Origin of the sequence: Porcincola sp. LCP21S3_C12 (assembly GCF_052118625.1) — a bacterium.
Lineage (GTDB): Bacteria > Bacillota > Clostridia > Lachnospirales > Lachnospiraceae > Porcincola.
The window spans coordinates 13,811-38,587 of record NZ_JBQKGW010000003.1; the positions used below are offsets into that span (position 1 = coordinate 13,811).

The window sequence follows — 24,777 nt, forward strand, 5'->3', positions numbered from 1 at the left end:
TTTTGAGATGAAATCAATCAGGAATTAATGTAGGATGGTCGAAGAGCGGATCTTAATTATTATACCGGCTTATAATGAAGCGGAGAATATCGAACACGTCGTAGATGACCTGACCCAGAACTATTCACAGTATGATTATGTTATCATCAATGATGGATCATCTGACGATACCAGAAAGATTTGTGCACGTCGGGGCTATAATTTCCTTGATCTCCCTGTTAACGTAGGATTGTCAGGCGCAATCAAAGCTGGAATGCGATATGCGAACTATTATGGGTACGACTATGTTGTGCAGATAGATGGTGATGGGCAGCATGACCCGAAGTATATTGCTTCAATGGCTGATCAGATGGAAAAGACGGGTTGTGATATCGTAATCGGATCGCGGTTCAAGACCGAAAAAAAACCGGGCGGCCTCAGAATGCTGGGAAGCAGGATTATCAGTAGTGCAATTCATATAACAACAGGTAAGAAAATTCAGGATGTCACAAGTGGAATGAGACTGTTCAACAAACGGATGATCAAGCGGTTTGGGTATGACATTCATTACAGTCCGGAGCCAGACACACTTGCATATCTTTTAAACTGCGGATTTCATATTGAAGAAATTCAGGTACAAATGCATGATCGGACTGCCGGAACCAGTATTTATAAAAGTCCGCTGGCTTCTGCACGGTATATGCTTCAGATGATGTTTTCTATTTTTCTATTCCAGTGGGTACGAAAGAAGAACGAAATATAAATTATTTTAGACAGCGAATCTGTGAGTCTACAAATCTGTCGTTGTAACTTACTTGTATATGTTTTGTGATATAGGAGGCAGGCAATGTCGGCAGAACTACGAGTGATATTACTGATGGCTGCAATATTCTCAGCATGGTGGATCCTCTTAAAGATCCGCAAGTGCAAGGTAAAGATGGAAGACGCGATATTCTGGGTCTGCTTCGCTGTAATTCTTCTGATCATGGGAATCTTTCCTGAAGTCACATACTGGCTTACAGGAATATTTCACATGCAATCTCCTGCTAACCTCATCTTTCTGATTATTATATTTCTGCTTCTTGAGAAAGTATTTACGCTTTCTATTATTACATCTCAGCTTGAGGATAAGGTTACGATATTGTCTGCTGAAGTGGCATTGCGCTCCCATGCGGATGAAAGAGTGAGTGAAGAGGAAGAAGAGCAGATTACAACAATGAAGAAGGATTCGGATTTATGAGATATCATAACACAGATCATTCCTTTATCATATGTGCGTATCAGGAAAGCCCTTACCTGGAAGCCTGTATTCGATCTGTCCTGAGTCAAACTGTCAAGTCTGATGTTAAGCTAGTTACTTCAACCCCGAACGCATATATTCAAAAAGTTGCAAACCGATATGGACTTCCCTTAATAATCAACAAGTTTAGCAGTGGGATAGCAGATGACTGGAATTTTGCAATTCATACAGCAGAAACATTATTGGTTACAATTGCCCATCAGGATGATATATATGGAAAACACTATACTGAGGCGATCATTAAGACAGTAAATCAGTGTGATCATCCGTTGATATTGTTTACAGATTACGATGAGCTGAGAGAGGGAGAAATTGTAAGGAATAACAGGCTTCTTCGAGTGAAACGGCTGATGCTCAGTCCACTGAAGCTGAAAGTGAATTGGAAGCGTATCTGGTTAAGAAGAAGAATTTTGTCCATGGGTTCAGCGATTTGCTGCCCTTCTGTCACAGTTGTGAAGGATCATGTGGCTCTTCCTATATTTGAAAACAACATGAAGAGCAACATCGACTGGCAGGCGTGGGAGAAGATTTCAAGACAAAAAGGTGAGTTTGCATATGTGTCGGCTCCACTGATGCTACATCGGATACATAAAGGCTCAACGACATCGGAACTTTTGAAGGGTGATCAGAGGCGAAATGAAGATCTATATATGTATCAGAAGTTCTGGCCGAGATGGGTGGCAAAGTCGATTGAACACTTCTATCAGTGTGCCGAGAGGTCGAATGATATATAGTGGATGCTTTCACTCTGATACGGTGATAGGGTCAGCAGTACCCTGCTCGATTCAGATTTTGATATAAAGGGATGGCTATGAAACGTGTGAATATTCTTCTTGCTGTATGGAATGGAGAGAAGTATCTTAGACAGCAATTGGATAGTCTGCTATGTCAAACATACAAGAACGTTCACATCACTGTCAGAGATGACGGATCTGAAGATGAGTCTCTGGAAATTTTAAGAGAATATCAGAGGAAGATCGGAGATGAAAGACTGAAGATTATTTCATATGGTGGAAAAAGGCTCGGATACCCTGATTGTTTTTGGTATCTTCTCTATAAAGCAGAGCCGGCAGACTATTACGCTTTTTGCGATCAAGATGACATCTGGGCACCAGAGAAACTAGACTGCGCTGTTCGTGAACTTGCAAAGGAAAATGAGGATATTCCGTTATTGTACGCACATGATTATGAATTGTGTACAGCAGATCTGAAAAATATTGGAAGAAATCTGTACCCTGATTATAATCACATGCCGGGAAGAAAGCTGATATTTTATAGCTACATTCAGGGATTTTCCATGGTAATCAATGACAACATGCGACAAAGACTGCTTCGTCAGCGACTGCCAGGAAAGAACATTTCTCATGACCTTTGGACAGTATGGAATGCGTTCTACGCAGGAAAAATCCTGCATGATCCCCATATTCTGGCAAAATATCGAAGGCATGAGGGGACGGCAACTCCTACTGGAAGTGGTCGGATTGCGATGATCCGAACGCTTTGGTATAAAGAAATATTAGGTGATGAGTATGTGAATTTGTGCAGAATGGCTGCATATTTTGTACATGTCTGCGGAACGGAGATGCCTGCAAAAGATCGGCGTGAATGGTTGCTGCTGAGCTATCGTAAAAAGTCTGTGATGGCATATATTATTCGTGTGTTTTATCCATTCCGATTGAGACCGTCACTGGCTGGGGATTTTGTGCTCAGGTTACTGTTTATGACAGGCAGGTGAGGAATACCGGTTATGAATGTTGTATATTCCACAGATAATGGGTATGCGATGCAGTTGGGAATATCCATGATGTCTTTGTTGAAGAACAATCAAAAACTGATGGAACTGAATTTGATTGTTCTGGATGCGGGAATTCAGGAAGATAACATACGCTATCTAAAAAAAATTGCAGATTACTATAAAAGATCAATACAATTTATTCCAATGAATCGCGTGGAAAACTGTTTCCCAATTCCACTGGATGCACATGGGTTCAATTCAATTGTATTTGCCCGGTTGCTTTTGGGTGACTTAATTGATACTTCTATAGACTCTGTTCTTTACATGGATTGTGATACAGTTGTGAATGGTTCCATCGCAGAATTAGAGCAGCTCTCCTTCGTAATGGGCGACAAATTGATCGCAGCGGTTCCAGAACTTTATATGCCACCTCGGACAAAAAAGAAGTCGATCGGTTTCAAAAAGTGTGAGACCTATTATAATGCAGGAGTTCTTCTGGTCAATCTGAAGGCGTGGAGGAAAGAGCAACTACTGGATTGCTTTGTCTCCTTCTACAGCAAACACAGGAAATCACTTCTATATAATGATCAGGATGTTATTAATGCCTGCTGTAAAGGAAGAGTCATGAAACTGCCAATGAAGTATAATGTATCAGGTAATCATCCGTGGTTTCCACTCTGGTATCTTAGAATGATACAACCGGCATATTTTGAAGGATTACGTCCCCAGGAGGTTTCATTAATGTTAAAATGTCCGGTTATTGTTCACTATATGGGAGACGAGCGTCCATGGGTTCATGGAAACTCTAATTATTACAGGAACCTTTTTCTTGACTATAAAAAGCATTCATTTTGGCGAAAACAGCCTGACATCCGGGGAAAAGAAAGATATATGAGGATTTATCATCATATGAATGTCTGCACAAAGTTTTTTCCGCTTGCCAGAACAATCATTACGAACCTGATTGGGATTCACTTCTATCAGTGGTTCGGGAAAGCAGCATAAGGTTTGTGGTGATGGTGTACTCCTATTCAATTGTATTGGTTACATATAATAGACTTTCTTTTTTGAAGCTTTCACTGGAACATGCATTGAACCAGACGATGCCAGCAGAGCATGTAATTGTGGTTGATAATGCCAGCACAGACGGATCTTGGGAATATTTGAAAGAGAAGGCATCTGTAGAACCACGCATCAGATTACTGAGAGAAAAACAGAATGTTGGTGGTGCCGGGGGGTTCCATGATGGAATTCAGGAAGCTCTCAAATATACGCGAAGCGGATGGATTTTAGTTATTGATGACGATGCTGTATTAGATGAGTCATGCTGTGAGAAACTAAACCCATTACGTGCACAACATAAGGCGGTTGCCTATGCTTGTACGGTCAGACATGGACAGCAGATAGACACGGATCATCGTAGGGATAAAAGAAATAAAAATATTCCAGTAAAGCGATATCAGGAAAAAGAATTCCTTTGCAGCTACGTGAGTTTCTGTGGGGCGTTGTTTTCAAGAAAGTTAATTCAGGAGGTCGGATATCCATTAAAAGAGTATTTTATTTGGTTTGATGATACAGAGTACAGTATGCGTGTTGCGGCAAAAACACCAATTGTTGTAATAACAGATGCATACCTGCAGCATGGGGATCCCAGAGAACCTCTTTCCGTTGCGCCGGTTGACTGGAAATACTATTATGGGACGAGAAACCACCTGGATTGTTTAATGAGACATCGCAGATATGGAGAATTTTTATCCTTTTTGATAGAAGTCAGTCTGATCGTTCTATTGCGGAGAATCAAAGCCTTAGTGAATTGCCATGAGCGGAAGAAGAATCTCTATGAGGCAGAACTGTTTTCGGATTCGATTAAGGATGCTTTAAAATGCAGGCTCGGGATTAACGAAAAGTACAGCTCAGAAAATAAGAAAAAGATATGATGATATTACAGAATATTCTTCATCCATCTGAATCCATCTGCAATTGTGAAGAACTGTATTGCCACCAGACCGAAAAGCAGGTGATATTTGATGGCTATTTCAATATATTTTCAGCTTTGAAGTGGCGGCAGTATACAGAGATTGATGAAGTCAGCCTGGCGATATCTGTCCGTGGTGCGGGAAAGGTTACGCTCTATTCAGAGAAGGGTATAGAAAATCAGATTGAAATCGCTGCCGGGGTTGAATCTGTGGTGCTCCGCCTTCCTGCGTTGTCAGAACACTTCGCCTTCTGGTTTGGATGGGAGCCGTTGACTGACGATGCTGCTTTTATAGCGGGAATATATACTACGGATCGGTCACCGAAAAAGGATGTTCATCTGGCTGCCAATATTTGCACCTATAGAAGAGAGGCTTATGTCAAGAAAAACATCGAGGTCCTAAAACGTACTATCCTGGAGAATGAGGCTTCACCGCTATATAGTAAGTTGGATTTGTACTTGATTGACAATGGACAAACATTGCAATCATGTGAGTTCTGTGGAAAAGGGGTACATCTTTTTCCTAATATCAATGCAGGTGGAAGTGGCGGTTTTACAAGAGGCCTTATGGAAATTCAGAAGGATGCCAAAGAGAGAGGGTATACGCACGTCATTTTTTTGGATGATGATGCAGTGATTGAGCCGGATGCTTTTATACGTACATATGCTTTGCTCTCCTTTCTTAAAGATGGGTATCAAAAATCTGTGGTCGGTGGGGCAATGCTTGATATTGAGACAGGGTACCTGCAGAATGAATCAGGGGCTTTGTACAACAAGGTTTGCTGGAGCGGTTTGGGACATGGGATAGATCTCAGAAGCAGGGAGGAAGTCCTGAAAAATGAGAATATCCATTGCTCTGACTATGCAGGGTGGTGGTATGCTTGTTACCCACTTTCTGTAGCGCGACCAGATAATCTTCCACTTCCATTCTTTATCCATGTTGACGATGTGGAATATGGTATTCGTAATGAGTTAGAAGTTATACTGATGAATGGGATTTGTATCTGGCATGGTGGTTTCAATGAGCGTTATTCTCAGGCGATGTTATACTATGAGACAAGAAATATGTTAGTGACGAACGTTCTTCGTTTGAGCGATTGGTCAGCAAAAGATGCAAGGAAGCTTTGTTTTAATACCATTTTGGTTGGAGTATTTCGTTATCTGTATAATACGGGGGATCTGGTTCTGCAAGCGGTAAAGGATTTCCTTCTTTGTCCAGACGGATTCATGGGGATCGACCCTGTCGAGAAAAATAGCTGGGTAAGAGAAAATTGTATCAAAATGAAACCAATTGATACAATAGACAATAGGAATGGATTAAGAGATGTGATTTTAAAATATGCTGAGGAGCGACGGAATAAGATACCTGTAGAGCGTCGAATCAGCCGAAAAAAATATTTACTGACGCTGAACGGGTGGATTTTTCCTGCGCGAAGATGCAAGAAGGACGTAGCATGTTATTCATTTACACAGCCGGACATGAGTGAAATTTATAGGGAAAAATATGCATACTTTGTAGATCCATATGCGAAGACATTCATACTGACAAGGAAAAGCTATTGCGGAATGTTTCATAACATTGCGTGCTATTTTAAAATCAGAAAATTGCTTCACAAGTATTATCAGAAAACATGTGCCGCATATCGTAAAGAGGAGAAAAGACTTGAAAGTACGGAATACTGGAGAAAGTATCTGCACATTGAAGAAGGGGAGTAAGGGAAACAGATGAGGCACCTGAAAGAAATATACGAATACAGAGACATGGTTGGAAGCCTGGTAAAAAGAGAACTCCGAGGAAAGTACGAGAAATCTGTGTTAGGCTTTTTATGGTCATTCCTAAGTCCAATGTTTCAGATTTTAATTTACAATCTCGTATTCACTCATATATTTCAGAATAACATGCCTAATTATTATATTTACCTTATGAGTGGAATTTTGACATGGACTTTTTTCTCAGACTCACTTGCGCAGGGAACGGGTGCCATTGTGTATAATGCCGAGATGGTCAAAAAAATATACTTTCCAAGAGAAGTTCTTGTAATATCGGAAGTGACAGCAAAACTGGTTAATATGTTGTTGTCGTTTATCGTAATGGCCGTTTTTCTTGTTATATCAGGAGTCGGATTTAGCGTTCAGTTGATCGTCCTTCCTGTCGTTATTATTATTGAGTATATAATGTGTCTGGGATTTAGTTTAATCGTATCCTCAGTTACAGTGTATTTGAGGGATTTGGAATATGTGGTAAATGTAATATTGATGGCCTGGATCTGGGGAACCCCCATTATGTATGCAATTGATGGGATACAGGACCCGTTAATGCGCCGTCTCCTTTTTATCAATCCGATGACATCGGTAATTAGCTGTTATCATTATATATTTTATTATCACGTGTTCCCATCGTTACGAGACATTTTGATACCATTTGCAGAAGCAATGTGTGTGTTAGTAGCGGGTTATTTTATCTTTAAAAAGCTGAACAGAAGATTTGTTGAGGAACTGTAATGGTACAAGAAGCAGGACATGGAATAACGGATGATAACATCTCAATTGAAGTTCGAGATGTGACCAAGGACTTTAGAGTTTACAGAGATAAAAGTCATACTTTTAAGGATCGGGTTCTCTTTCGGAAGAGAAATGCCTTCAAGAAGCACAGGGTTCTGGATCGAATCAGTTTTACTGTAAAACGAGGGCAGGCACTAGGCCTGATCGGGCATAACGGGTGCGGAAAAAGTACAACATTAAAACTCCTCAATAAGATTTTATATCCGGATAGTGGTGAAATCGTGATGCATGGAAGGATATCCAGCCTCATAGAATTAGGTGCTGGTTTTCATCCTGATATGACGGGGAGAGAAAATATCTATATTAATGCATCAATATTTGGTCTACACAAGAGAGAAATCGATAATAGACTAGATGATATAATACGGTTCTCAGAGCTTGAATCGTTTATTGATAACCCTGTACGGACGTATTCATCGGGCATGTATATGAGACTTGCATTCTCAATTGCTATAAATGTGGATGCAGATATACTTCTGGTTGATGAGATACTTGCTGTAGGCGATGCTAATTTCCAAAAAAAATGCTTTGAAAAACTAGAAGATATCAAAAAACATGGGGTGACTATCGTCATTGTATCACATTCCATGGATCAAATAAAAAGCATATGTGATAGTGTGATTTGGCTCGATAAAGGAAGAATATGCGCTCAGGGAGATGCCGAAGATGTATGTGCAAAGTACCTGGCAGCCATGGATGATATAGCGAGAGAAAGGCATAGAGAAGAACTGCGTGAGCAAGGCCTTGATGTGCAGGAAGATCCCAATATTCAGTTCCCGATATCACAAATCAGTACTCAATATGGCATTTATTCAAGAAGAAGTGGCAATATGAAGTTTCGCTTTCAACATATAGCTATGTTGAATGGGAATGGAGAAAAGTGCCAGCGTTTTCATTATGGGGAAAGTCTGATTGTGGACTTTAGTTTCTCTGAATGGAGTGAAAATTTAGTCGACCCGGATCTGAATATTGTCTTTAATATTTTTCATAGTGATGGAAGATTCTGTAGCCATTTTACGACAAAGCAATCGTCGATCATTTTGAAAAAGGGGGACTTAAGGAAGGGAAGGTTTGAGATAAAGGAGATCAGGCTCTCAGAAGGAAAGTACATCCTGGATGCAGTTATTGCTCATGGAGATGAAGAAGCATATGACTGCTTATCACACATGATTGAGTTTACAGTGGGCACTCCAGTTAGTTTGGGCACTCAGATAGCAGCTATGGAGAATACCTGGATGTTTGCCGGTGAAAAGTAAATTTATGGATTGGAGAAACAAATGTCAACGAAAAGAATTGTACTGCAAAAAATCGTGTTTCCGGAAGAAGACAATGCGGTTGCTAATTGGCAGCTTTTCTACAGGGGACCACGACTCGTCAAGGAGAATAAAAGGTTACTGATTCCCGATAAGATGGTTGTGGATTTTGCATCGTATCTGAATGGACTATCGTACAGAAAGTGGCATCTGTATACTGGGCTGAATCAGGTTTCTCTGTGTCTAAAAGCAAGGGGAAAGTTTACAGTAAAACTGACAGGATATTCTCTTGAACCCATTCAGGCAGTCAGAACAGAATATCATAGCCAGACTTTTGATTTGCAGGAGCCAGGAGAAGTCGTGCTGAGCTTTCCGGAAATTCAGGATGAATTTATCACATTTGAATTCATATCAGAGGGAGAGTGTGAGTTCTTTGGCGGGTATTATTTCTGTGATTTTGAGAGCGAACAAACCCGGTCTGTGAATCTTGCTATTGCAACCACAACTTTTAAAAAGGAGGATTTTATCAAACGTAATATTGATAAAATCCGATCTGAGTTGCTAGAGGGAGATGATGACATTCGTAATCACCTTTTTGTAAATGTAGTAGATAATGGCAGGACTTTGAAAAAGGATGAAATTGAATCCCCACATATCAGACTTTTCTACAATGACAATGTCGGAGGCTCAGGCGGCTTTTCAAGAGGTATGTTGGAATCTATCCATATGGTTCCTGAGATAACAAATGTACTGCTGATGGATGACGATGTCATGGTGTTGCCAGAGAGTATTCGAAGAACATATACATTGCTCACAGTCTTGAAAGAAGAATACAGGCAATCGTTTATCAGCGGAACGATGCTTGAATTGGATGCAATGTGGGTTATGCATGAGGACATAGGACTGGTAAAGCCCAATAAAGATTTCTTCCATGCAAAGCCGATCTATACGGCGACCTGGTTGTCAGACGTACTTCAGTCAAATAGAGAGTTCCCTTATCACAAACATATGTATTGTGGATGGTGGTATTGTTGTATTCCGGCAAAAACGATAAAAGAGAGAGGCTTATCTCTTCCGTTGTTTATTCGTGGAGATGATGTTGAATATGGATTAAGGTGTAATCCGCACATTATTACGATGTCAGGCATCTGCGTATGGCACATGGGTTTTGCTGGGAAATTTAGTGTTCATACTAATTATTATCAGGAATTCCGTAACATGCTGATTGTGAAGGATGCAGGACAGAAGATTCCAGATGTGGATGTTTATGGCAGATGGAAACAAGAATGTATGCGAACGGCATTGACGTTCGATTATGGTGGATGGGAGGTTCTTCTTCTGGCACTAGAAGATTATATGAAAGGCCCCTCATTCATTGAGGAAGATCATGGAACAGAAATACTCCAAAGAAATAAAAAGTATTCTGAGAAAATGGAACCCCTTTCTTCTATTAAGGGAATCAGTATGTATCTTGATGAACTATTTGAGCCAGAAAGACAGATGAGCTTTTTCAAGAAAGTAAAGTATTATTTAACTTGGAATGGCCAGAGGTGGATGAGTGATAAGAAGCTCGATGAAGAGCCCAGTGTACTTCGCCAGGATTGGGATCATAAGCCAGATAAAAATGGTTTTCATAAGAAATTGCTAGTAGTTGATCACATTAATAGAACTGGCCATATGAGGGAGATGGATCGACGTAAGTTTAAAGAACTTATTAAGCGTCAGAAGAAAGATATGAAATTATACGAAAAGCAGCATCCGGCTTTGGAAAAATTGTATATAGAAGCGTACCAATACATGATCAGTGAAGAGTTTTGGAAGAAATATTTGAAATTGGAATGAAGATGGATATGGAAAATGCCAATATTGAGTGCTGTACTTGGAGTAGCAGACATATGAATCACAATTATAAGGTTGATTTAATAAAACTATTTGCTTGCTTTTTAATAATGGCAACCCATTTGTTTATTATAGGGATTGGGCATATCGGCCAAAAAGATTATCCGTTTGCTACAGCATGGATTTATGTGGAGGTATTTTTCATAATTAGTGGTTACTTTACAACACAGCATTTTTCTCAAAAAGATAGATCTGATACTACTCTGGAAAGGGCATCAATTTGTGCAGTATCATACACAAGAAAAAAGTATTTTCGCCTATTTCCTTATGTTTGCTGTGTGACATTTGTTCAGTTGACAGTATATGCGATCCACAATGCTATTACCAATCCAGGACAGTTTGGTCTGCATGAAATTGTTAGTTTGTATAAAAAACTTCCGGTAGATATTTTGCTACTAAACTCTGCCAGAGCATATGATGTGTTTCCGGATGTAGCGCCACTATGGTATTTGTCGGCAATGATCATTGTATTTCCTGTTTTCTGTCTGCTGATACAGATGAAATCCGAATCGTTCCTTCGGATACTTTCTATAATAATCCCCATTATTTATTATGGAAAATATGGAGTCAATGCAGACAGAACGTATCCAAATGATTTGCTTCGAGGGTTTGTGGACCTCATGATAGGAACTTTTGTATATTATACTAGTGAAGAGTTAAGAAAAAGGGAGAGGGGGAGAGCAAAGGAAAGGATAATATTCTCGATAATAGAGATTGTTACATTCTTGCTTCCTGTAATAGTTACGTACAAAAATTATGATATGCTTGAGGATACATTGATTATTATTGTTATTCATTTAGTAATCGTGTTTAGTGGTGTTTCATTTTGTATAAAGGAAGGAAAAGGTATTTCTAAAATATCGGCATTAAGTTTACCAATTTATATGTGGCACTGGGTCGTAGGAACAGCTCTATCAACAATTCCTTCTTTTAATTTGCTTCCAACTGTCTATAAGCTGATATGTTACTATGGAGCGACCCTTGTAGTATCAATTATCAGTGCAAAAATATTTCCTTGTATAGCGTGTAAAAAGTTAGAATGCGAGAAAGAAGTATGATGACTGTCTCAATTTGAATAAGTATTATTCAATAGTCGTATCTATGCGAGACCTTAATGATTTGAGATGGATATTTCATTATCTGGTAACTTTAACAGGATTCTAATTCTTCTTAGATAAGAAACGAAAAATACGAGATTTATAATAATAGAGTGGCAATGTTCTATTTTCGATCAGTAACGATAATTAATAATCTCTTTTACGATAAAGGGGAGGTTGTTCATTATCAAGGAAAATCAGACAATGTATAGGCATGGGTATAGAGAGGGAAGAAAATGGTTATGTATGATTATCTAATAGTAGGTTCAGGTCTGTTCGGTGCTACTTTTGCGCACGAGGCGAAAGCAGCGGGAAAGTCAGTGATTGTGATTGACAAGCGGCCGAATATTGCGGGAAATGTCTACACGGAAGATGTGGAGGGAATCCATGTTCATCGTTATGGTGCACATATTTTTCATACGAATGACAAGGAAGTATGGGACTATGTGAATCGGTTTGCTGTTTTCAACCGATTTACGAACTCGCCTGTAGCAAATTATCATGGGGAACTGTATTCGCTTCCTTTTAACATGTATACGTTCAACAAGATGTGGGGCGTTGTGACACCACAGGAAGCAACCGCAAAGATTGAAGAGCAGAAGAAGGATTATATAGCCAGGAAACAGCAGGAAAGGGGATTGTCTGCAGATGCACCATTCGAGCCTCAAAACCTCGAGGAACAGGCGATTTCTCTGATCGGGACAGATATCTATGAGAAGCTGATCAAGGGCTATACGGAAAAGCAGTGGGGGAGACCATGTACGGAGCTTCCTGCATTCATCATCCGCCGGCTGCCGGTGCGTCTGACGTTTGATAACAATTATTTCAACGCACTGTACCAGGGAATCCCGGTGGGCGGATACACCCGGATGGTCGAAAGGATGCTGGAGGGCATTGAGGTCCGGGTGAATGAGGACTATCTGAAGGACAGAGAACACTGGAATCAGATTGCGGAGAAAGTAGTCTTCACGGGGCCGATTGATGCATATTATGATTATCGTCTTGGAACGTTGGAATACCGAAGCGTTCGCTTTGAGACGGAGCTTCTTGATACTCCGAATTTCCAGGGAAATGCAGCGGTTAATTACACGGACAGGGAGACCCCCTGGACAAGAATCATTGAACATAAGTGGTTTGAGTTTGGAAAAGATGAAAACGGAAATGATCTGTCAAAGACAGTAATCAGCCGAGAATTTAGCTCTGAGTGGAAACCGGGGGACGAGCCATATTACCCGGTAAATGATGAGAAAAATGGGAAACTTTATGAAGCGTACCGAACATTGGCTAAAGAAGAGCAACAAGTGTTGTTTGGGGGGCGCTTAGGTGAGTATAAGTACTATGACATGGATAAAGTGATCGGATCGGCATTAGAGTTTTGTAAGAATAAATTATGCTAAGGATGTTGGGAGATTACTTGTGAAGAATATGGATAACAAAATTAACACGGCTATTGAAACAGAGAAAAAGTGCATCAGAATTAAATATGCTACTTTGGCTGTAATGGGAATTGCATATATGGTTCTGCCAATTATTATCTTTTTGATCTCTTGGTTGAAAGCATATATTGGTATACCATCATCTTTAATACTTTTAATTGGAGTGTTTTATTTTATTCGTGACAGATACGCAAAAGATAATGGCTATGTTTGTGTACCTATACGAAGTTTTGCTTTGATTTCAGTATGCTTGCTTATATGGGTTTGGACGACAGGGGTAGGAAATTTTTTTGTGGGGGAATATGATAGTCCATGGCGGACGGCAATATTTCGGGATATAGTTCAGAATCCTTGGCCGGTTATCTATAAAAAAACAGGAAATTCATTAGTATATTACTTGATGTATTGGATAGTGCCTTCGGTTGTCGGAAAAATATTTGGCTGGCTGTCGGCCAGAATCGCTCTTCTTTTATGGACCTATTTTGGAGTAGAGTTAGCTTTTCTATTTATTGTTAAACTATGTAAGATTAATAAAAGAGGAACACTATGGATAGCGGCTATATTGCTATTTGGATGGGCGGGCTTGTGTACTGTCGGCGCTGCAATTTCACAGATGATGGTTAGAGGATGGTCCAATTATGGATTGTCTTCAGGAGAGGGATTTTTAGATTTTTTGTGGAATGGATATTCTTTTAATTATCATTTTCGTAACAATAACGATATCTTAGCTAATGTTTATAACCAGGGGACTCCGGTCTGGATCAGCACTCTACTGTTTTTGGATAATAAGGATAATGAGCAGTATTATGGTCTTATTGGGTTGTGCTTATTACCGTATGCACCGCTTCCATTTTTGGGCTTGGTGACATTGATGATAGGGCTGTATGTGATAAAAGTAAGTTATGTGTTTTTGCGGAAGAATAATAGAAGTGTGGGGGCACAGTTAAAACGACTATTCTCTGTTCCCAATATTATTTCCTGTGTGACAATATTGCCAATATTTGCTCTTTATTTTTTGACTAATCAAACAACCCAAGCAGGAACTGGTGGGGGATTGATGCTGATGCCATTATCGCAATTCGATCTTCCTCGTGTTTTAGCAACAATAGAGTTTTGGTTACTAGAGTTTGGGATGCTCTGCATTCTTATATTTCCTCAATACAAAAAAAAGCCATTGTATTATTTGTGCTTGCTTTGTATGACGATGGCGCCATTGGTAGAATTTGGGAAAAGAGGTGGGCGCGATTTTTGCATGAATTTTCCCTTACCAGCCTTATTTATTCTTATGATAATGACGATAGAATATATAAAAAATATCGTGAGCGTTTCCCTACCGAATGCCCGTAATGTGATTTTAGGTGTGTTATTAGTTTTAATGGTGTTGGGACCTGTAAAAGATATTATGGGAAAGGTAGATTCTATTATTGAAAAGAGACAATTCCCTATTAATGATGACCATATCTATACTTTGGAAGATAAGCAACCAGAGGATGGGTACGAGAATTTTTTGGTAAAGGAACCATCAGGGACTTTCTTTTACAAGTATCTTGCGAAATAATAAATTATCTTAGGGAGAGGAGGGGCGTATATGAAAGTGGTTATTCTCGCAGGCGGGTTGGGAACGCGCATCAGTGAAGAAAGCCATCTGAAACCTAAGCCAATGATTGAAATCGGAGAGAAGCCGATACTTTGGCATATAATGAAAGAGTATTCTCATTATGGTTTCAACGAGTTTATCATCTGTGCAGGATATAAACAACATATGATAAAGGAGTGGTTCGCAGATTATTACCTCCATACAAGTGATGTAACATTCGACTTTTCAGCTGGGAATAAGATGATCGTTCATAACAATGTTTCTGAACCATGGAAAGTGACCATCGTGGACACTGGTCTGAATACGATGACTGGTGGACGTGTAAAGCGAATCGAAAAATATATAGATGGAGATACCTTTTTTCTGACATATGGAGATGCGGTTTCTGACGTAGATATCAGAAAGCTTTACGATTTTCACCGTCATCATGGGAAGGGGGTTACATTGACAGCGGTAAGCCTAGCCCAGCAGAAGGGTATACTGGAAATTGGTGCCAACAACCAGGTGCTCTCATTTAGAGAAAAGGAGGGACAGGATTCAGCGCTGATCAATGGGGGGTATATGGTATGTAATCGTACAATTTTCAAGTATTTAAGTGGTGATGATACCGTGCTAGAGAAACAGCCAATGAACCAGCTTGCCAAGGATGGCGAGTTGATGAGCTATTATCATAAGGGGTTCTGGCAATGTATGGATACGAAAAGGGAGATGGACTATCTCGAAAGTTTATGGGAGTCCGGGAAGGCACCATGGAAAGTCTGGGGTTGATAGGATGGTATATGATTTGAGCTTTTTTAAAGGCAAGAAAGTATTTATCACTGGTCACACAGGCTTTAAGGGATCTTGGCTTTGTAAAATACTGAGTAATGCTGGAGCGACCGTAACCGGATTCGCCCTGGAACCGCCAACAGAGCCTTCCCTATTTGAGATTGCACATATTTCAGATTGTATACACTCAATCATTGGAGACATTAGGGATTATCGGTCATTGAAGAAGGCGTTTGATGAGGCGCAGCCAGAGATCGTCCTTCATCTTGCGGCGCAGCCTTTGGTGAGACTAAGCTATCAGGAGCCGGCGCGAACCTATGAGACCAATGTTATGGGAACGGTAAACATTCTGGAGTGTATTCGTCAGTCATCATGTGTTAGATCCTTCCTGAATGTGACGACTGATAAGGTTTATCTGAATAAAGAGTGGCCGTGGGGATATCGAGAGAATGAAGAGCTGGATGGATTTGACCCCTATTCAAATTCCAAGTCCTGTTCAGAACTTGTGACGCATTCCTACACGAAATCATTTTTTACACGCTCAGATGGTGGGATGAATGTTGCAATATCAACAGCAAGAGCCGGTAATGTGATTGGTGGCGGTGATTTTGCAAAAGACAGGATTATCCCTGACTGCGTGAGGGCGGCGATAGCGGGCAGGGATATAGTCGTTCGGAATCCATATTCTACCAGACCTTATCAACATGTACTGGAACCACTTTTTGTCTACCTGATGATTGCAGCAAAACAATACGAAGATACTAGGTTCTCAGGATGGTACAATGTTGGACCGGATGAAAGTGATTGCTATCAGACAGGTGGTCTGGTTGATATATTTGTAAAGCAATGGGGAGAGGGATTGAAATGGGTCAACCAATATGATGGCGGCCCACATGAAGCAAACTTTCTGAAATTGGATTGTTCAAAGCTGAAAGCAACATTTGGCTGGAAACCGTGCTGGAACTTGGAAGAAGCAGTAAAGCGAACAGTTGAATGGAGCAAGTGCTGGGTCAATCATGGTGATGTATGCGAGTGCATGGATCAGCAGATTGAGGACTTTCTCCACCAGGCATGTCTGTATAGGAGTTAAAGCATCATGAAAAAGACGATCAGTATTCTGATTCCCTGCTTCAATGAACAGGAAAACGTTATTCCTATAAGTGAGGCGTTGACAAATCTGTTTAGAGAGAAGTTGCCGGAATACCAGTATGAAATCGTTTTCATAGATAATGATTCGCAGGACAAGACCAGAACGTTATTGCGTGAGATTTGTGGAAGAGATAAACGAATCAAGGCAATATTTAATGCAAAAAATTTTGGGCAGTTCAATTCCCCATATTATGGGATGATGCAGACAAGCGGAGACTGTACCATCCTTTTATGTTGTGATTTTCAGGATCCGATTGATTTGATTCCAGAGATGGTTCGGGAATGGGAAAAAGGCTATAAGCTTGTGGTAATGCAGAAAAAGCAGAGCAAAGAAAGTAAAATGCTATACTTTTTACGGTCCTGCTACTATAAGCTGATCAAAAAAATGTCTCAAGTAAATCAGATTGAACAGTTTACGGGGTTTGGCCTATACGATAAATCATTTATTCAGATCATGCGAGAATTGAAGGATTCAACACCTTTCCTTAGGGGGATTGTTGCGGAACTTGGATATAAGATCAAATTTATCCCGTATACACAGGAGAAGAGAAGAGCGGGAAAGACGCATAACAATTTCGCGTCACTATATGACGCAGCGATGTTAAGTTTTACGACATATACAAAGGGTGGGCTCAGACTGGCTACTTTTCTGGGGTTTGGATCTTCTGTCGTGTGCATTGTGTTGGCGATTGTGTTCCTTGTATTAAAGCTTGTTTTCTGGAATCGTTTTAATGCCGGAATGGCTCCGTTGTTGATCGGCATGTTTTTTATTGGTTCCGTGATGCTCTTTTTCCTGGGAATTATGGGGGAATATATTCTGAGTATCAATCAAAGAATTCTGGGTCGTCCTCTTGTGATAGAAGAAGAACGTCTTAATTTTGACCATCAGAATACGATAAAGTGAGTAAAATATGACAGAAAAAAAGCAGGAGCTAAAACAAAGAATATGGGGCATATTCTCTTATATTATTTATGTGATTCTGAATGGGCTGTTTCGGATTGTTCACAGAGAATTAAAGAAAGAGCAGTTTGATGCTTTCATGCAATTTGTAAAGTTTGGTCTAGTCGGAGTAACGAACACTATTCTTTCTTATGTTCTATACGTGGTTAGCTTGCTGTTGTTTCGTAAATCAGGATGGCTGAAAAAATACGATTACCTGGTCGCGCAGATTATCGCATTTGTTATCAGCGTTGCGTGGTCTTTTTACTGGAATAATCGCGTGGTTTTTACAGTAGAGGATGGTAAAAAAAGGTCGATATGGAAGGCTCTGATTAAGACATATATTTCTTATTCATTTACAGGGCTGTTTCTGAGCAGTGTTTTGCTGTATATGTGGGTAAGTGTACTTCATATCTCAGAGTTTTTTGGACCGATCATCAACCTGGTGATCAGCGTCCCTGTTAATTTTCTGATCAACAAATATTGGGCATTTCGAAGCTAAGGAAGGATGGTAAAGATATGTCGACATGGAAGAACGAGCAAGAGGCTCGAGAGCAGATCAAGGAAATGGTTGCCGCATACTATCATGACTTTAAGGAAAAAAAGGAACCATTTAAACCAGGAGATCGGATATCCTATGCATCACGTGTGTTTGATGAACATGAAATGCAGAGTCTTACTGATGCAACCCTGGATTTTTGGCTAACAACTGGCAGATTTGCAGAGCAGTTTGAAAAGAACTTTGCAAAGTGGATCGGGGTCAAGTATGTGCACCTTGTAAACTCTGGATCTTCAGCGAATCTGATTGCATTCAGCGTTCTGACGGCTCCGGAACTTGGTGATCGTCAGATCAAGCGTGGTGATGAAGTCATTACCGTTGCCTGCGGGTTCCCTACAACAGTAACGCCGATCCTTCAGTATGGAGCAGTTCCTGTTTTTGTAGATGTTACAATTCCTCAGTATAATATTGATACCACAAAACTTGAAGGGGCCTTGAGCGATAAGACCAAGGCTGTCATGATTGCTCATACACTTGGGAATCCGTTTGATCTCAAGACGGTAAAGGAATTTTGTGATAAGCATAACCTTTGGCTCGTTGAAGACAATTGTGATGCATTAGGCTCACAGTATACGATAAATGGTGAGACAAGATACACTGGAACCTGGGGGGACATTGGAACCAGCTCATTCTACCCGCCACATCATATGACGATGGGAGAGGGCGGTGCAGTTTATACGAACAACCCATTGCTGCACCGTCTTATTTTATCATATCGAGATTGGGGACGTGATTGCATCTGCCCATCTGGTCAGGATAATTTTTGTGGGCACAGGTTCGATGGCCAATATGGCGAACTCCCCAAAGGTTACGATCATAAGTACACATATAGTCATTTTGGATACAATCTGAAGGTAACAGACCTGCAGGCATCAATTGGTGTTGAACAGTTGAAGAAGTTCCCTTCGTTCATTGAAAGAAGAAGACATAACTGGGAACGTTTACATAAAGCATTAGAGCCGATCTCTGATCAGGTTATTCTGCCAGAGGCAGCGCTGCATTCAAATCCATCGTGGTTTGGGTTTTTGATTACTATCAGACCGAATAAGAAGTTTTCGAGGAATGATATAACAAAATATGTAGAGGCGCATAATATACAGACAAGGCTTCTTTTCTCAGGAAATTTGATCAAGCATCCGTGTTTTGATCAGATCAGAGGGACAAATGCTTATAGGGTCTCAGGAGGGCTGAATGTAACAAATCAGATTATGAACGAGACGTTTTGGGTTGGGGTATATCCGGGAATGACGGACGATATGATCGACTATATGGCAAAAGTAATACGCGATGCAGTTCAGGGCGGTTAAGAATTGTATTTTTATGAAATAGATCGATAAATAGCAAGGGGTGAAATCGTGAAAATTAGATTAGCTGATTATGTGGCAGACTTCCTGGTTGATCACGGTGTAGTAGATGCTTTTTCCGTTGTTGGGGGCGGGGCGATGTATCTAAATGACGCTCTGGGACATAAGCAGGGACTTCACGTCACATATAATCATCATGAGCAGGCTTGTGCTATGGCAGCGGAGGCATATGCAAGGCTTGAAAATAAAATAGCAGCAGTTTGTGTAACAACAGGACCTGGTGGGACGAATGCGATAACTGGTGTTGTATGTGGATGGCTTGATTCCATTCCGATGTTTGTTATTTCAGGCCAAGTAAAGTACTCGACTACTGCGCGCTACTGTGAACAGTTTACAGGCGGTTTACCGCTACGAGCGGTGGGAGACCAGGAATATGATATTACGAAGTCTGTAGCGCCAATGACAAAGTATGCGGTTATGATCGAGGATCCGTTGACTATCCGTTATCATTTGGAGCGTGCATGGCATCTTGCGACGACTGGGCGCCCAGGGCCAGTATGGATCGATATACCGGTGAATTTTCAGGGTACATATATTGAGACTGATGGGTTGAGAGGATATGTTGGTACAGCAGATCAGAAAAAGGATGATGCACTTCTTCCTCTTCCGGTCAGTCAGGAGACAATTGATGCAGTCATTGAAAAAGTAAGAAACGCAAAGCGGCCTGTTTTTCACGCTGGCTATGGGATACGTCTTTCGGGTGCCTACAAAGTATTCAGAGAAGTAGCGAAAAAACTGAACATTCCAATTGTTACATATTGGAACGCAATTGACCTTGTAGAGGATGATGATCCGCTTTACACTGGACGTGCGGGCAATATGGGTGATCGGCCTGGCAACTGGGCTATACAGAACGCAGATCTTATTCTTGCGGTTGGAACGCGTATTTCAATCCGTCAAGTCGGATACAACTATAAAACTTGGGCAAGAGAGGCTGAAGTTATTATGGTTGACATCGACAGAGCCGAGCTGAAGAAACCAACCCTCCATGTTGAGATGCCTATCTGGGCGGATGCGAAAGATTTCCTTAGCAAGCTTGATCAAACCATAGGAGAGCACGCGCCAGTAAGTCATGATGAAGAGTGGATTCGGACCTGTCAGAGTTGGAAGAAAAATTTTCCTGTGATTCAGGAAAGGCAGTGGAAGGAAAATGGTAAGACTGCCAATGTATATGCATTCATCAAATATTTATCATCTATGTTACCGGAGAACAGCCTGACTGCTGTATCGAATGGAGCATGTTGTGTTGTTGGCAGTCAGGAATATGTAATAAAGAAGGGCAGTCGTTTTGATAACAATAGTGCGATTGCCTCTATGGGATATGGGCTTCCTGCTGCAATTGGTACATGTATTGGTGGGCATAGGAGAATGACGATATGTCTTGAGGGTGATGGGAGTATAATGATGAATCTTCAGGAACTTCAAACAATCATCACCAATAACCTTCCGATCAAGATATTCCTAATTAACAATAGTGGATATCATTCAATTCGTATCACGCAAAGTAATTTGTTTTCGGGACATACTAAGGTAGGTATAGGCCCAGAATCCGGAGATCTTTCGTTCCCAGATTTTGAGAAGATTGCAAGAGCATTTGGATACCCGTATTATGAGGCACACAGCAACGCACAGATGGAGAAAGTTGTAGACGAGTGTCTTGCGGCAGAAAGCCCATTGTTCTGTCAAATCTTTACAGATACAGAGCAACGATGGGAGCCGAAGAGTAGTACGAAGAGGCTTTCCGATGGAACTCTTGTCTCACCGCCACTTGAAGATTTGGCTCCGTTTCTCCCTAGAGAAGAGTTGGAGAAGATAATGATCGTACCAATGGTTGATGAAAGGAAAGAGTGAGGAGGTATTTGAGTATGGCAGCACAGACTGCAAGGGGTTTTTATCATGATGAGATTCTAAAATCACTGAGGGACTTAAAAGAGAATCATGGCGTGGTAGCCATTAAGGCGGAATTTGAAGCAGAAGGATCAAGAAAAGACGAGTTGATCATGCTGCGTGAGTTTGTTTATCAGGCGGATCTTGGATTTATCATCAAAATTGGTGGCTGCGAGGCGGTTCATGATTTGGATCAGTGTAAGCTTCTCGATGCTACTGGTATCATGGCGCCTATGATTGAAACTCCATTTGCCATGTCAAAGTTCAAAAATGCAGCAAAAAAGGTTTATGGAGATCAGCTTAAACGTGTGGAGTGGATTATAAATGCTGAAACCAAAACCTGCCTAGCAAATTATAAGGAGATCATGAATGAGGGAGATGGGTTCCTTACAGGAGTAACAGTCGGGCGAAGTGATCTTTCCGCGTCGTTAGGGATTGAACGAAAAGATATTGAGTCAGAACCTGTTTTTAATGCAACAAAAAAGTTGGTGGAAGAATCAAAAACTCATCGCCTTGTAACGAATTTTGGTGGTAACATCAGTGTAGATTCAATTCCATTTATTCAAAAATTGAGTGATCAAATTGACCGTTTTGAAACAAGAAAAGTTGTCATTTCTGTAAAGAATGATGCGGGAGAAATCAAATCTTCCATCGAGGCGGCTTTAAGATTCGAGCTCGCTTATCTTCAGTTTAAGAGAGAATATTACAACACAATGGCTACCGAAGATCTTGCAAGAATAGATAGCCTTAAACAGAGGTTATTGTAATGAGATTCTTAACGATCGGGGAAGTCATGCTGAGACTAAAGACGCCGGGGTTTGAGAGGTTTCTTCAGTCGCCATGCTTTGAAGCAACTTTTGGCGGAGGCGAGGCCAATGTTGCAGTGTCACTTGCAAACTATGGAGAAGATGTGCGGTTTTTCACTGTTCTTCCAGAAAATCCAATTGCAGATGCATGCTTAAGACAGCTGAAGGGTTTCGGGGTTGATACTAGTAGGATCATACGCGGTAGAGGAAGGATGGGGATATATTATCTGGCTTCAGGGAGGAATCAGCTTCCCTCAAAAGTGATTTATGACAGAACTCATTCTTCGATAGCTGAAGTAAACCCGGAAAGTGTGAACTGGGATTTAGTATTTGACGGTATCAGCTGGTTTCATATTAGTGGGATTACTCCGGCTATTTCAGAAAACGCACGGCAACTTTCCATGCAGAGTGTCAAACAAGCAAAACAGAGGGGAATTACTGTTTCTTGTGATCTGAATTTTAGAAAGAAGCTCTGGAATTATGGGAAGAGTGCTTCTGATGTTATGAGCGAGCTTGCAGAATACGTAGATGTTGCAATAGCGAATGAAGAGGATATTCAAAAATCATTAGGGATTACATCATCAGATATTGATGAGATTACGGAAAGGCTTGATAACAACATCTATAAAGTTCTAGGGGACAAGGTTTTGGCACGTTATCCTGGAATGAAGCTGGTTGCAATAACTTTACGTGAGAGCCACAGTGCAGATTGGAACGATTGGTCTGCATGCTTGAATGACAGAGACCATTTTTATACCTCAAAAAAATATGAGATTCGGAATATATACGATCGTGTAGGTGGCGGGGATAGCTTTGCAGGCGGACTTCTTTATGGATTAAACCATTATAGGGACAAGCAGGAGGCTTTGGAATTTGCAACTGCAGCTTCCTGTTTGAAACACAGTATTATGGGAGATTTTAACCGTGTTGAGGTGGCCGATGTTGAGAATCTGATGAACGGAGATGGGACAGGTCGAGTTCAGAGGTAAGTAATAAAGGAATGTGGATGGAAGTGGATAGGGAAATTCTTAGTGCAGTTATCACCGGTCCGACTGGAGCGCTAGGAAGTGCACTGTGCGCAGAATTAGCAAATAACAATGTCGAAGTATATGCAGTATGCAGACCAGGTAGTAGTCGGATAAAAAACATTAAAACTGATAAGCGCGTACATCTGATAGAGTTGGATATATCAGAATTGAATAGATTGCCATCTATTTTACATGCTGAGGATGCACATATTAACCAAGTTGATGCATTTTTCCATTTCGCATGGACGAATACCATAGGTTCAGGCAGAAATGATATGGACGCTCAGATAGCCAATATTGGGAAGACAATCGAGGCAGTACGCATAGCGAATGATCTCGGGTGCAAGGTGTTCCTTGGAGCAGGGAGCCAAGCGGAGTACGGAAGGCATGATACACCATTGAAGCCAGAAACTCCTTGTTTTCCAGACAATGGATATGGAATGGCAAAGCTCTGTGCCGGGGAGATGAGCAGAGTTGAATGCCAGAAGTATGGGATTGATCACATCTGGATGAGAATTCTGAGTATATATGGACCCGGGGACAGCGAAAAGACACTTGTCAGTACTGTAATACAAAAGCTGAGAAGAAAAGAGCATGTATCACTTACAGCGGGAGAACAGATCTGGGATTATCTATATTCAGGTGACGCAGCTCGAGCATTTCGATTGGCAGCTGAACATGGGAGAAGTGGTGCAATATACCCCCTCGGGAGTGGAAATGGAATGCCATTAAAGAAATATATCAATACGATTGGAGAGATATTTCATGCGAATGGCATATTTGGATTTGGCGAAATTCCCTATTCAGATAAACAAGTAAAGTATCTGGTGGCGGATACCAAGAGCTTAAGCAATGATACCGGATGGACACCGAAAGTCCGATTTAAAAACGGGATAGAAAAGATTCTTGAAGATTTAACAAAGAGTGATAATGCATATTAAACTCATTCCATAAAAGTGAGGTCTTTTGAGTAAAGTGGTCTTCACAGGACCGATTGATGCATATTATGACTATCGTCTTGGAACGTTGGAATACCGAAGCGTTCGCTTTGAGACGGAACTTCTTCATACTCCGAATTTCCAGGGAAATGCAGCGGTTAATTACACGGACAGGGAGACCCCTTGGACAAGAATCATTGAACATAAGTGGTTTGAGTTTGGAAAGGATTCGGAGGGGAATGACCTTCCGAAGACAGTAATCTCTCGCGAGTACTCTTCTGAGTGGAAGCCGGGCGACGAGCCGTACTATCCGGTCAATGATAAGAAGAATGAAGCACTTTATAAACGGTACCGGGAATTAGCTGACGGGGAAAGCAAGGTGTTGTTTGGCGGAAGGCTTGGCGAGTACCGGTATTATGATATGGATAAAGTTATTGCATCGTCACTGCAGTTCAGCAGGAAAGTGCTTGCTGAGTGAGTATTCGGCGGGATGATCTGACTGGGG

General features: G+C 40.9%; 22 protein-coding genes and 1 pseudogene. All 23 read left to right on the forward strand.

Annotated elements, in window-relative coordinates:
- Positions 1–34: 34 nt before the first annotated feature.
- Positions 35–742, forward strand: coding sequence for a glycosyltransferase family 2 protein (locus ACTQ1N_RS02145; RefSeq protein WP_441954176.1), 708 nt, complete (start codon positions 35–37; stop codon positions 740–742).
- 84 nt (positions 743–826) lie between these two features.
- On the forward strand, positions 827–1,219 hold the full coding sequence (locus tag ACTQ1N_RS02150) for a DUF2304 domain-containing protein (protein ID WP_441954178.1): 393 nt from the start codon (positions 827–829) through the stop codon (positions 1,217–1,219).
- Positions 1,216–2,013: a glycosyltransferase gene (locus ACTQ1N_RS02155; RefSeq protein WP_441954180.1), complete on the forward strand. Its 798-nt coding sequence runs from the start codon at positions 1,216–1,218 to the stop codon at positions 2,011–2,013. The genes ACTQ1N_RS02150 and ACTQ1N_RS02155 overlap by 4 nt, the downstream gene beginning before the upstream one ends.
- Positions 2,014–2,090: 77 nt before the next feature.
- Positions 2,091–3,014 carry a glycosyltransferase gene (locus tag ACTQ1N_RS02160; protein WP_441954182.1) on the forward strand — a complete coding sequence of 308 codons (924 nt, stop codon included), beginning with the start codon at positions 2,091–2,093 and terminating at the stop codon, positions 3,012–3,014.
- A gap of 12 nt (positions 3,015–3,026) precedes the next feature.
- The gene (locus ACTQ1N_RS02165; protein ID WP_441954184.1) at positions 3,027–4,019 is read left to right on the forward strand and encodes a glycosyltransferase family 8 protein; all 993 of its coding nucleotides are present in this window, start codon (positions 3,027–3,029) and stop codon (positions 4,017–4,019) included.
- A gap of 11 nt (positions 4,020–4,030) precedes the next feature.
- Entirely contained in the window at positions 4,031–4,951 is a 921-nt protein-coding gene (locus tag ACTQ1N_RS02170) for a glycosyltransferase (RefSeq protein WP_441954186.1), read from the forward strand.
- On the forward strand, positions 4,948–6,705 hold the full coding sequence (locus ACTQ1N_RS02175; protein ID WP_441954188.1) for a glycosyltransferase: 1,758 nt from the start codon (positions 4,948–4,950) through the stop codon (positions 6,703–6,705). Before ACTQ1N_RS02170 ends, ACTQ1N_RS02175 begins: the two co-directional genes overlap by 4 nt.
- 9 nt (positions 6,706–6,714) lie before the next feature.
- Positions 6,715–7,491 (forward strand): ABC transporter permease, encoded by a 777-nt coding sequence (locus ACTQ1N_RS02180; protein ID WP_441954190.1) that lies wholly within the window; start codon positions 6,715–6,717, stop codon positions 7,489–7,491.
- Positions 7,491–8,807 (forward strand): ABC transporter ATP-binding protein, encoded by a 1,317-nt coding sequence (locus tag ACTQ1N_RS02185; RefSeq protein WP_441954192.1) that lies wholly within the window; start codon positions 7,491–7,493, stop codon positions 8,805–8,807. The genes ACTQ1N_RS02180 and ACTQ1N_RS02185 overlap by 1 nt, the downstream gene beginning before the upstream one ends.
- A 21-nt stretch (positions 8,808–8,828) precedes the next feature.
- Positions 8,829–10,646, forward strand: a complete 1,818-nt coding sequence (locus ACTQ1N_RS02190) for a hypothetical protein (protein ID WP_441954194.1) — start codon at positions 8,829–8,831, stop codon at positions 10,644–10,646.
- Between the two features lie 8 nt (positions 10,647–10,654).
- Positions 10,655–11,761, forward strand: a complete 1,107-nt coding sequence (locus ACTQ1N_RS02195) for an acyltransferase family protein (protein WP_441954196.1) — start codon at positions 10,655–10,657, stop codon at positions 11,759–11,761.
- A gap of 281 nt (positions 11,762–12,042) precedes the next feature.
- Positions 12,043–13,197, forward strand: a complete 1,155-nt coding sequence (gene glf, locus ACTQ1N_RS02200; protein ID WP_441954477.1) for a UDP-galactopyranose mutase — start codon at positions 12,043–12,045, stop codon at positions 13,195–13,197.
- A gap of 19 nt (positions 13,198–13,216) precedes the next feature.
- Positions 13,217–14,794, forward strand: a complete 1,578-nt coding sequence (locus ACTQ1N_RS02205) for a hypothetical protein (RefSeq protein ID WP_441954198.1) — start codon at positions 13,217–13,219, stop codon at positions 14,792–14,794.
- Between the two features lie 30 nt (positions 14,795–14,824).
- A complete protein-coding gene (gene rfbF, locus ACTQ1N_RS02210) occupies positions 14,825–15,601 on the forward strand; it encodes a glucose-1-phosphate cytidylyltransferase (RefSeq protein WP_441954199.1) in 777 nt (258 codons plus the stop codon).
- Between the two features lie 4 nt (positions 15,602–15,605).
- The gene (gene rfbG, locus ACTQ1N_RS02215; protein ID WP_441954201.1) at positions 15,606–16,691 is read left to right on the forward strand and encodes a CDP-glucose 4,6-dehydratase; all 1,086 of its coding nucleotides are present in this window, start codon (positions 15,606–15,608) and stop codon (positions 16,689–16,691) included.
- Between the two features lie 6 nt (positions 16,692–16,697).
- Positions 16,698–17,654, forward strand: coding sequence for a glycosyltransferase family 2 protein (locus tag ACTQ1N_RS02220; protein ID WP_441954203.1), 957 nt, complete (start codon positions 16,698–16,700; stop codon positions 17,652–17,654).
- 7 nt (positions 17,655–17,661) lie between these two features.
- Positions 17,662–18,192: a GtrA family protein gene (locus ACTQ1N_RS02225; RefSeq protein ID WP_441954205.1), complete on the forward strand. Its 531-nt coding sequence runs from the start codon at positions 17,662–17,664 to the stop codon at positions 18,190–18,192.
- A 17-nt stretch (positions 18,193–18,209) separates the two neighbouring features.
- Positions 18,210–19,556, forward strand: a complete 1,347-nt coding sequence (gene rfbH, locus ACTQ1N_RS02230; RefSeq protein WP_441954207.1) for a lipopolysaccharide biosynthesis protein RfbH — start codon at positions 18,210–18,212, stop codon at positions 19,554–19,556.
- A 48-nt stretch (positions 19,557–19,604) separates the two neighbouring features.
- Entirely contained in the window at positions 19,605–21,464 is a 1,860-nt protein-coding gene (locus tag ACTQ1N_RS02235; protein ID WP_441954209.1) for a thiamine pyrophosphate-binding protein, read from the forward strand.
- Positions 21,465–21,478: 14 nt separating this feature from the next.
- The gene (locus ACTQ1N_RS02240; RefSeq protein ID WP_441954211.1) at positions 21,479–22,267 is read left to right on the forward strand and encodes an aldolase/citrate lyase family protein; all 789 of its coding nucleotides are present in this window, start codon (positions 21,479–21,481) and stop codon (positions 22,265–22,267) included.
- On the forward strand, positions 22,261–23,295 hold the full coding sequence (locus tag ACTQ1N_RS02245) for a PfkB family carbohydrate kinase (protein ID WP_441954479.1): 1,035 nt from the start codon (positions 22,261–22,263) through the stop codon (positions 23,293–23,295). The genes ACTQ1N_RS02240 and ACTQ1N_RS02245 overlap by 7 nt, the downstream gene beginning before the upstream one ends.
- A 17-nt stretch (positions 23,296–23,312) precedes the next feature.
- Complete coding sequence (locus ACTQ1N_RS02250) at positions 23,313–24,275, forward strand: NAD-dependent epimerase/dehydratase family protein (RefSeq protein WP_441954213.1); 963 nt, start codon at positions 23,313–23,315, stop codon at positions 24,273–24,275.
- Between the two features lie 22 nt (positions 24,276–24,297).
- Positions 24,298–24,750: pseudogene (locus ACTQ1N_RS02255) on the forward strand (UDP-galactopyranose mutase); the annotation flags it as partial.
- Between the last annotated feature and the right edge of the window lie 27 nt (positions 24,751–24,777).

Bases quoted from the DNA above. Each gene is read 5' to 3' on its own strand.
- ACTQ1N_RS02145 (WP_441954176.1), top strand. From the start codon at position 35: ATGGTCGAAGAGCGGATCTTAATTATTATACCGGCTTATAATGAAGCG.
- ACTQ1N_RS02150 (WP_441954178.1), top strand. From the start codon at position 827: ATGTCGGCAGAACTACGAGTGATATTACTGATGGCTGCAATATTCTCA.
- ACTQ1N_RS02155 (WP_441954180.1), top strand. From the start codon at position 1,216: ATGAGATATCATAACACAGATCATTCCTTTATCATATGTGCGTATCAG.
- ACTQ1N_RS02160 (WP_441954182.1), top strand. From the start codon at position 2,091: ATGAAACGTGTGAATATTCTTCTTGCTGTATGGAATGGAGAGAAGTAT.
- ACTQ1N_RS02165 (WP_441954184.1), top strand. From the start codon at position 3,027: ATGAATGTTGTATATTCCACAGATAATGGGTATGCGATGCAGTTGGGA.
- ACTQ1N_RS02170 (WP_441954186.1), top strand. From the start codon at position 4,031: ATGGTGTACTCCTATTCAATTGTATTGGTTACATATAATAGACTTTCT.
- ACTQ1N_RS02175 (WP_441954188.1), top strand. From the start codon at position 4,948: ATGATGATATTACAGAATATTCTTCATCCATCTGAATCCATCTGCAAT.
- ACTQ1N_RS02180 (WP_441954190.1), top strand. From the start codon at position 6,715: ATGAGGCACCTGAAAGAAATATACGAATACAGAGACATGGTTGGAAGC.
- ACTQ1N_RS02185 (WP_441954192.1), top strand. From the start codon at position 7,491: ATGGTACAAGAAGCAGGACATGGAATAACGGATGATAACATCTCAATT.
- ACTQ1N_RS02190 (WP_441954194.1), top strand. From the start codon at position 8,829: ATGTCAACGAAAAGAATTGTACTGCAAAAAATCGTGTTTCCGGAAGAA.
- ACTQ1N_RS02195 (WP_441954196.1), top strand. From the start codon at position 10,655: ATGGAAAATGCCAATATTGAGTGCTGTACTTGGAGTAGCAGACATATG.
- glf (WP_441954477.1), top strand. From the start codon at position 12,043: ATGTATGATTATCTAATAGTAGGTTCAGGTCTGTTCGGTGCTACTTTT.
- rfbF (WP_441954199.1), top strand. From the start codon at position 14,825: ATGAAAGTGGTTATTCTCGCAGGCGGGTTGGGAACGCGCATCAGTGAA.
- rfbG (WP_441954201.1), top strand. From the start codon at position 15,606: ATGGTATATGATTTGAGCTTTTTTAAAGGCAAGAAAGTATTTATCACT.
- ACTQ1N_RS02220 (WP_441954203.1), top strand. From the start codon at position 16,698: ATGAAAAAGACGATCAGTATTCTGATTCCCTGCTTCAATGAACAGGAA.
- ACTQ1N_RS02225 (WP_441954205.1), top strand. From the start codon at position 17,662: ATGACAGAAAAAAAGCAGGAGCTAAAACAAAGAATATGGGGCATATTC.
- rfbH (WP_441954207.1), top strand. From the start codon at position 18,210: ATGTCGACATGGAAGAACGAGCAAGAGGCTCGAGAGCAGATCAAGGAA.
- ACTQ1N_RS02240 (WP_441954211.1), top strand. From the start codon at position 21,479: ATGGCAGCACAGACTGCAAGGGGTTTTTATCATGATGAGATTCTAAAA.
- ACTQ1N_RS02250 (WP_441954213.1), top strand. From the start codon at position 23,313: ATGGAAGTGGATAGGGAAATTCTTAGTGCAGTTATCACCGGTCCGACT.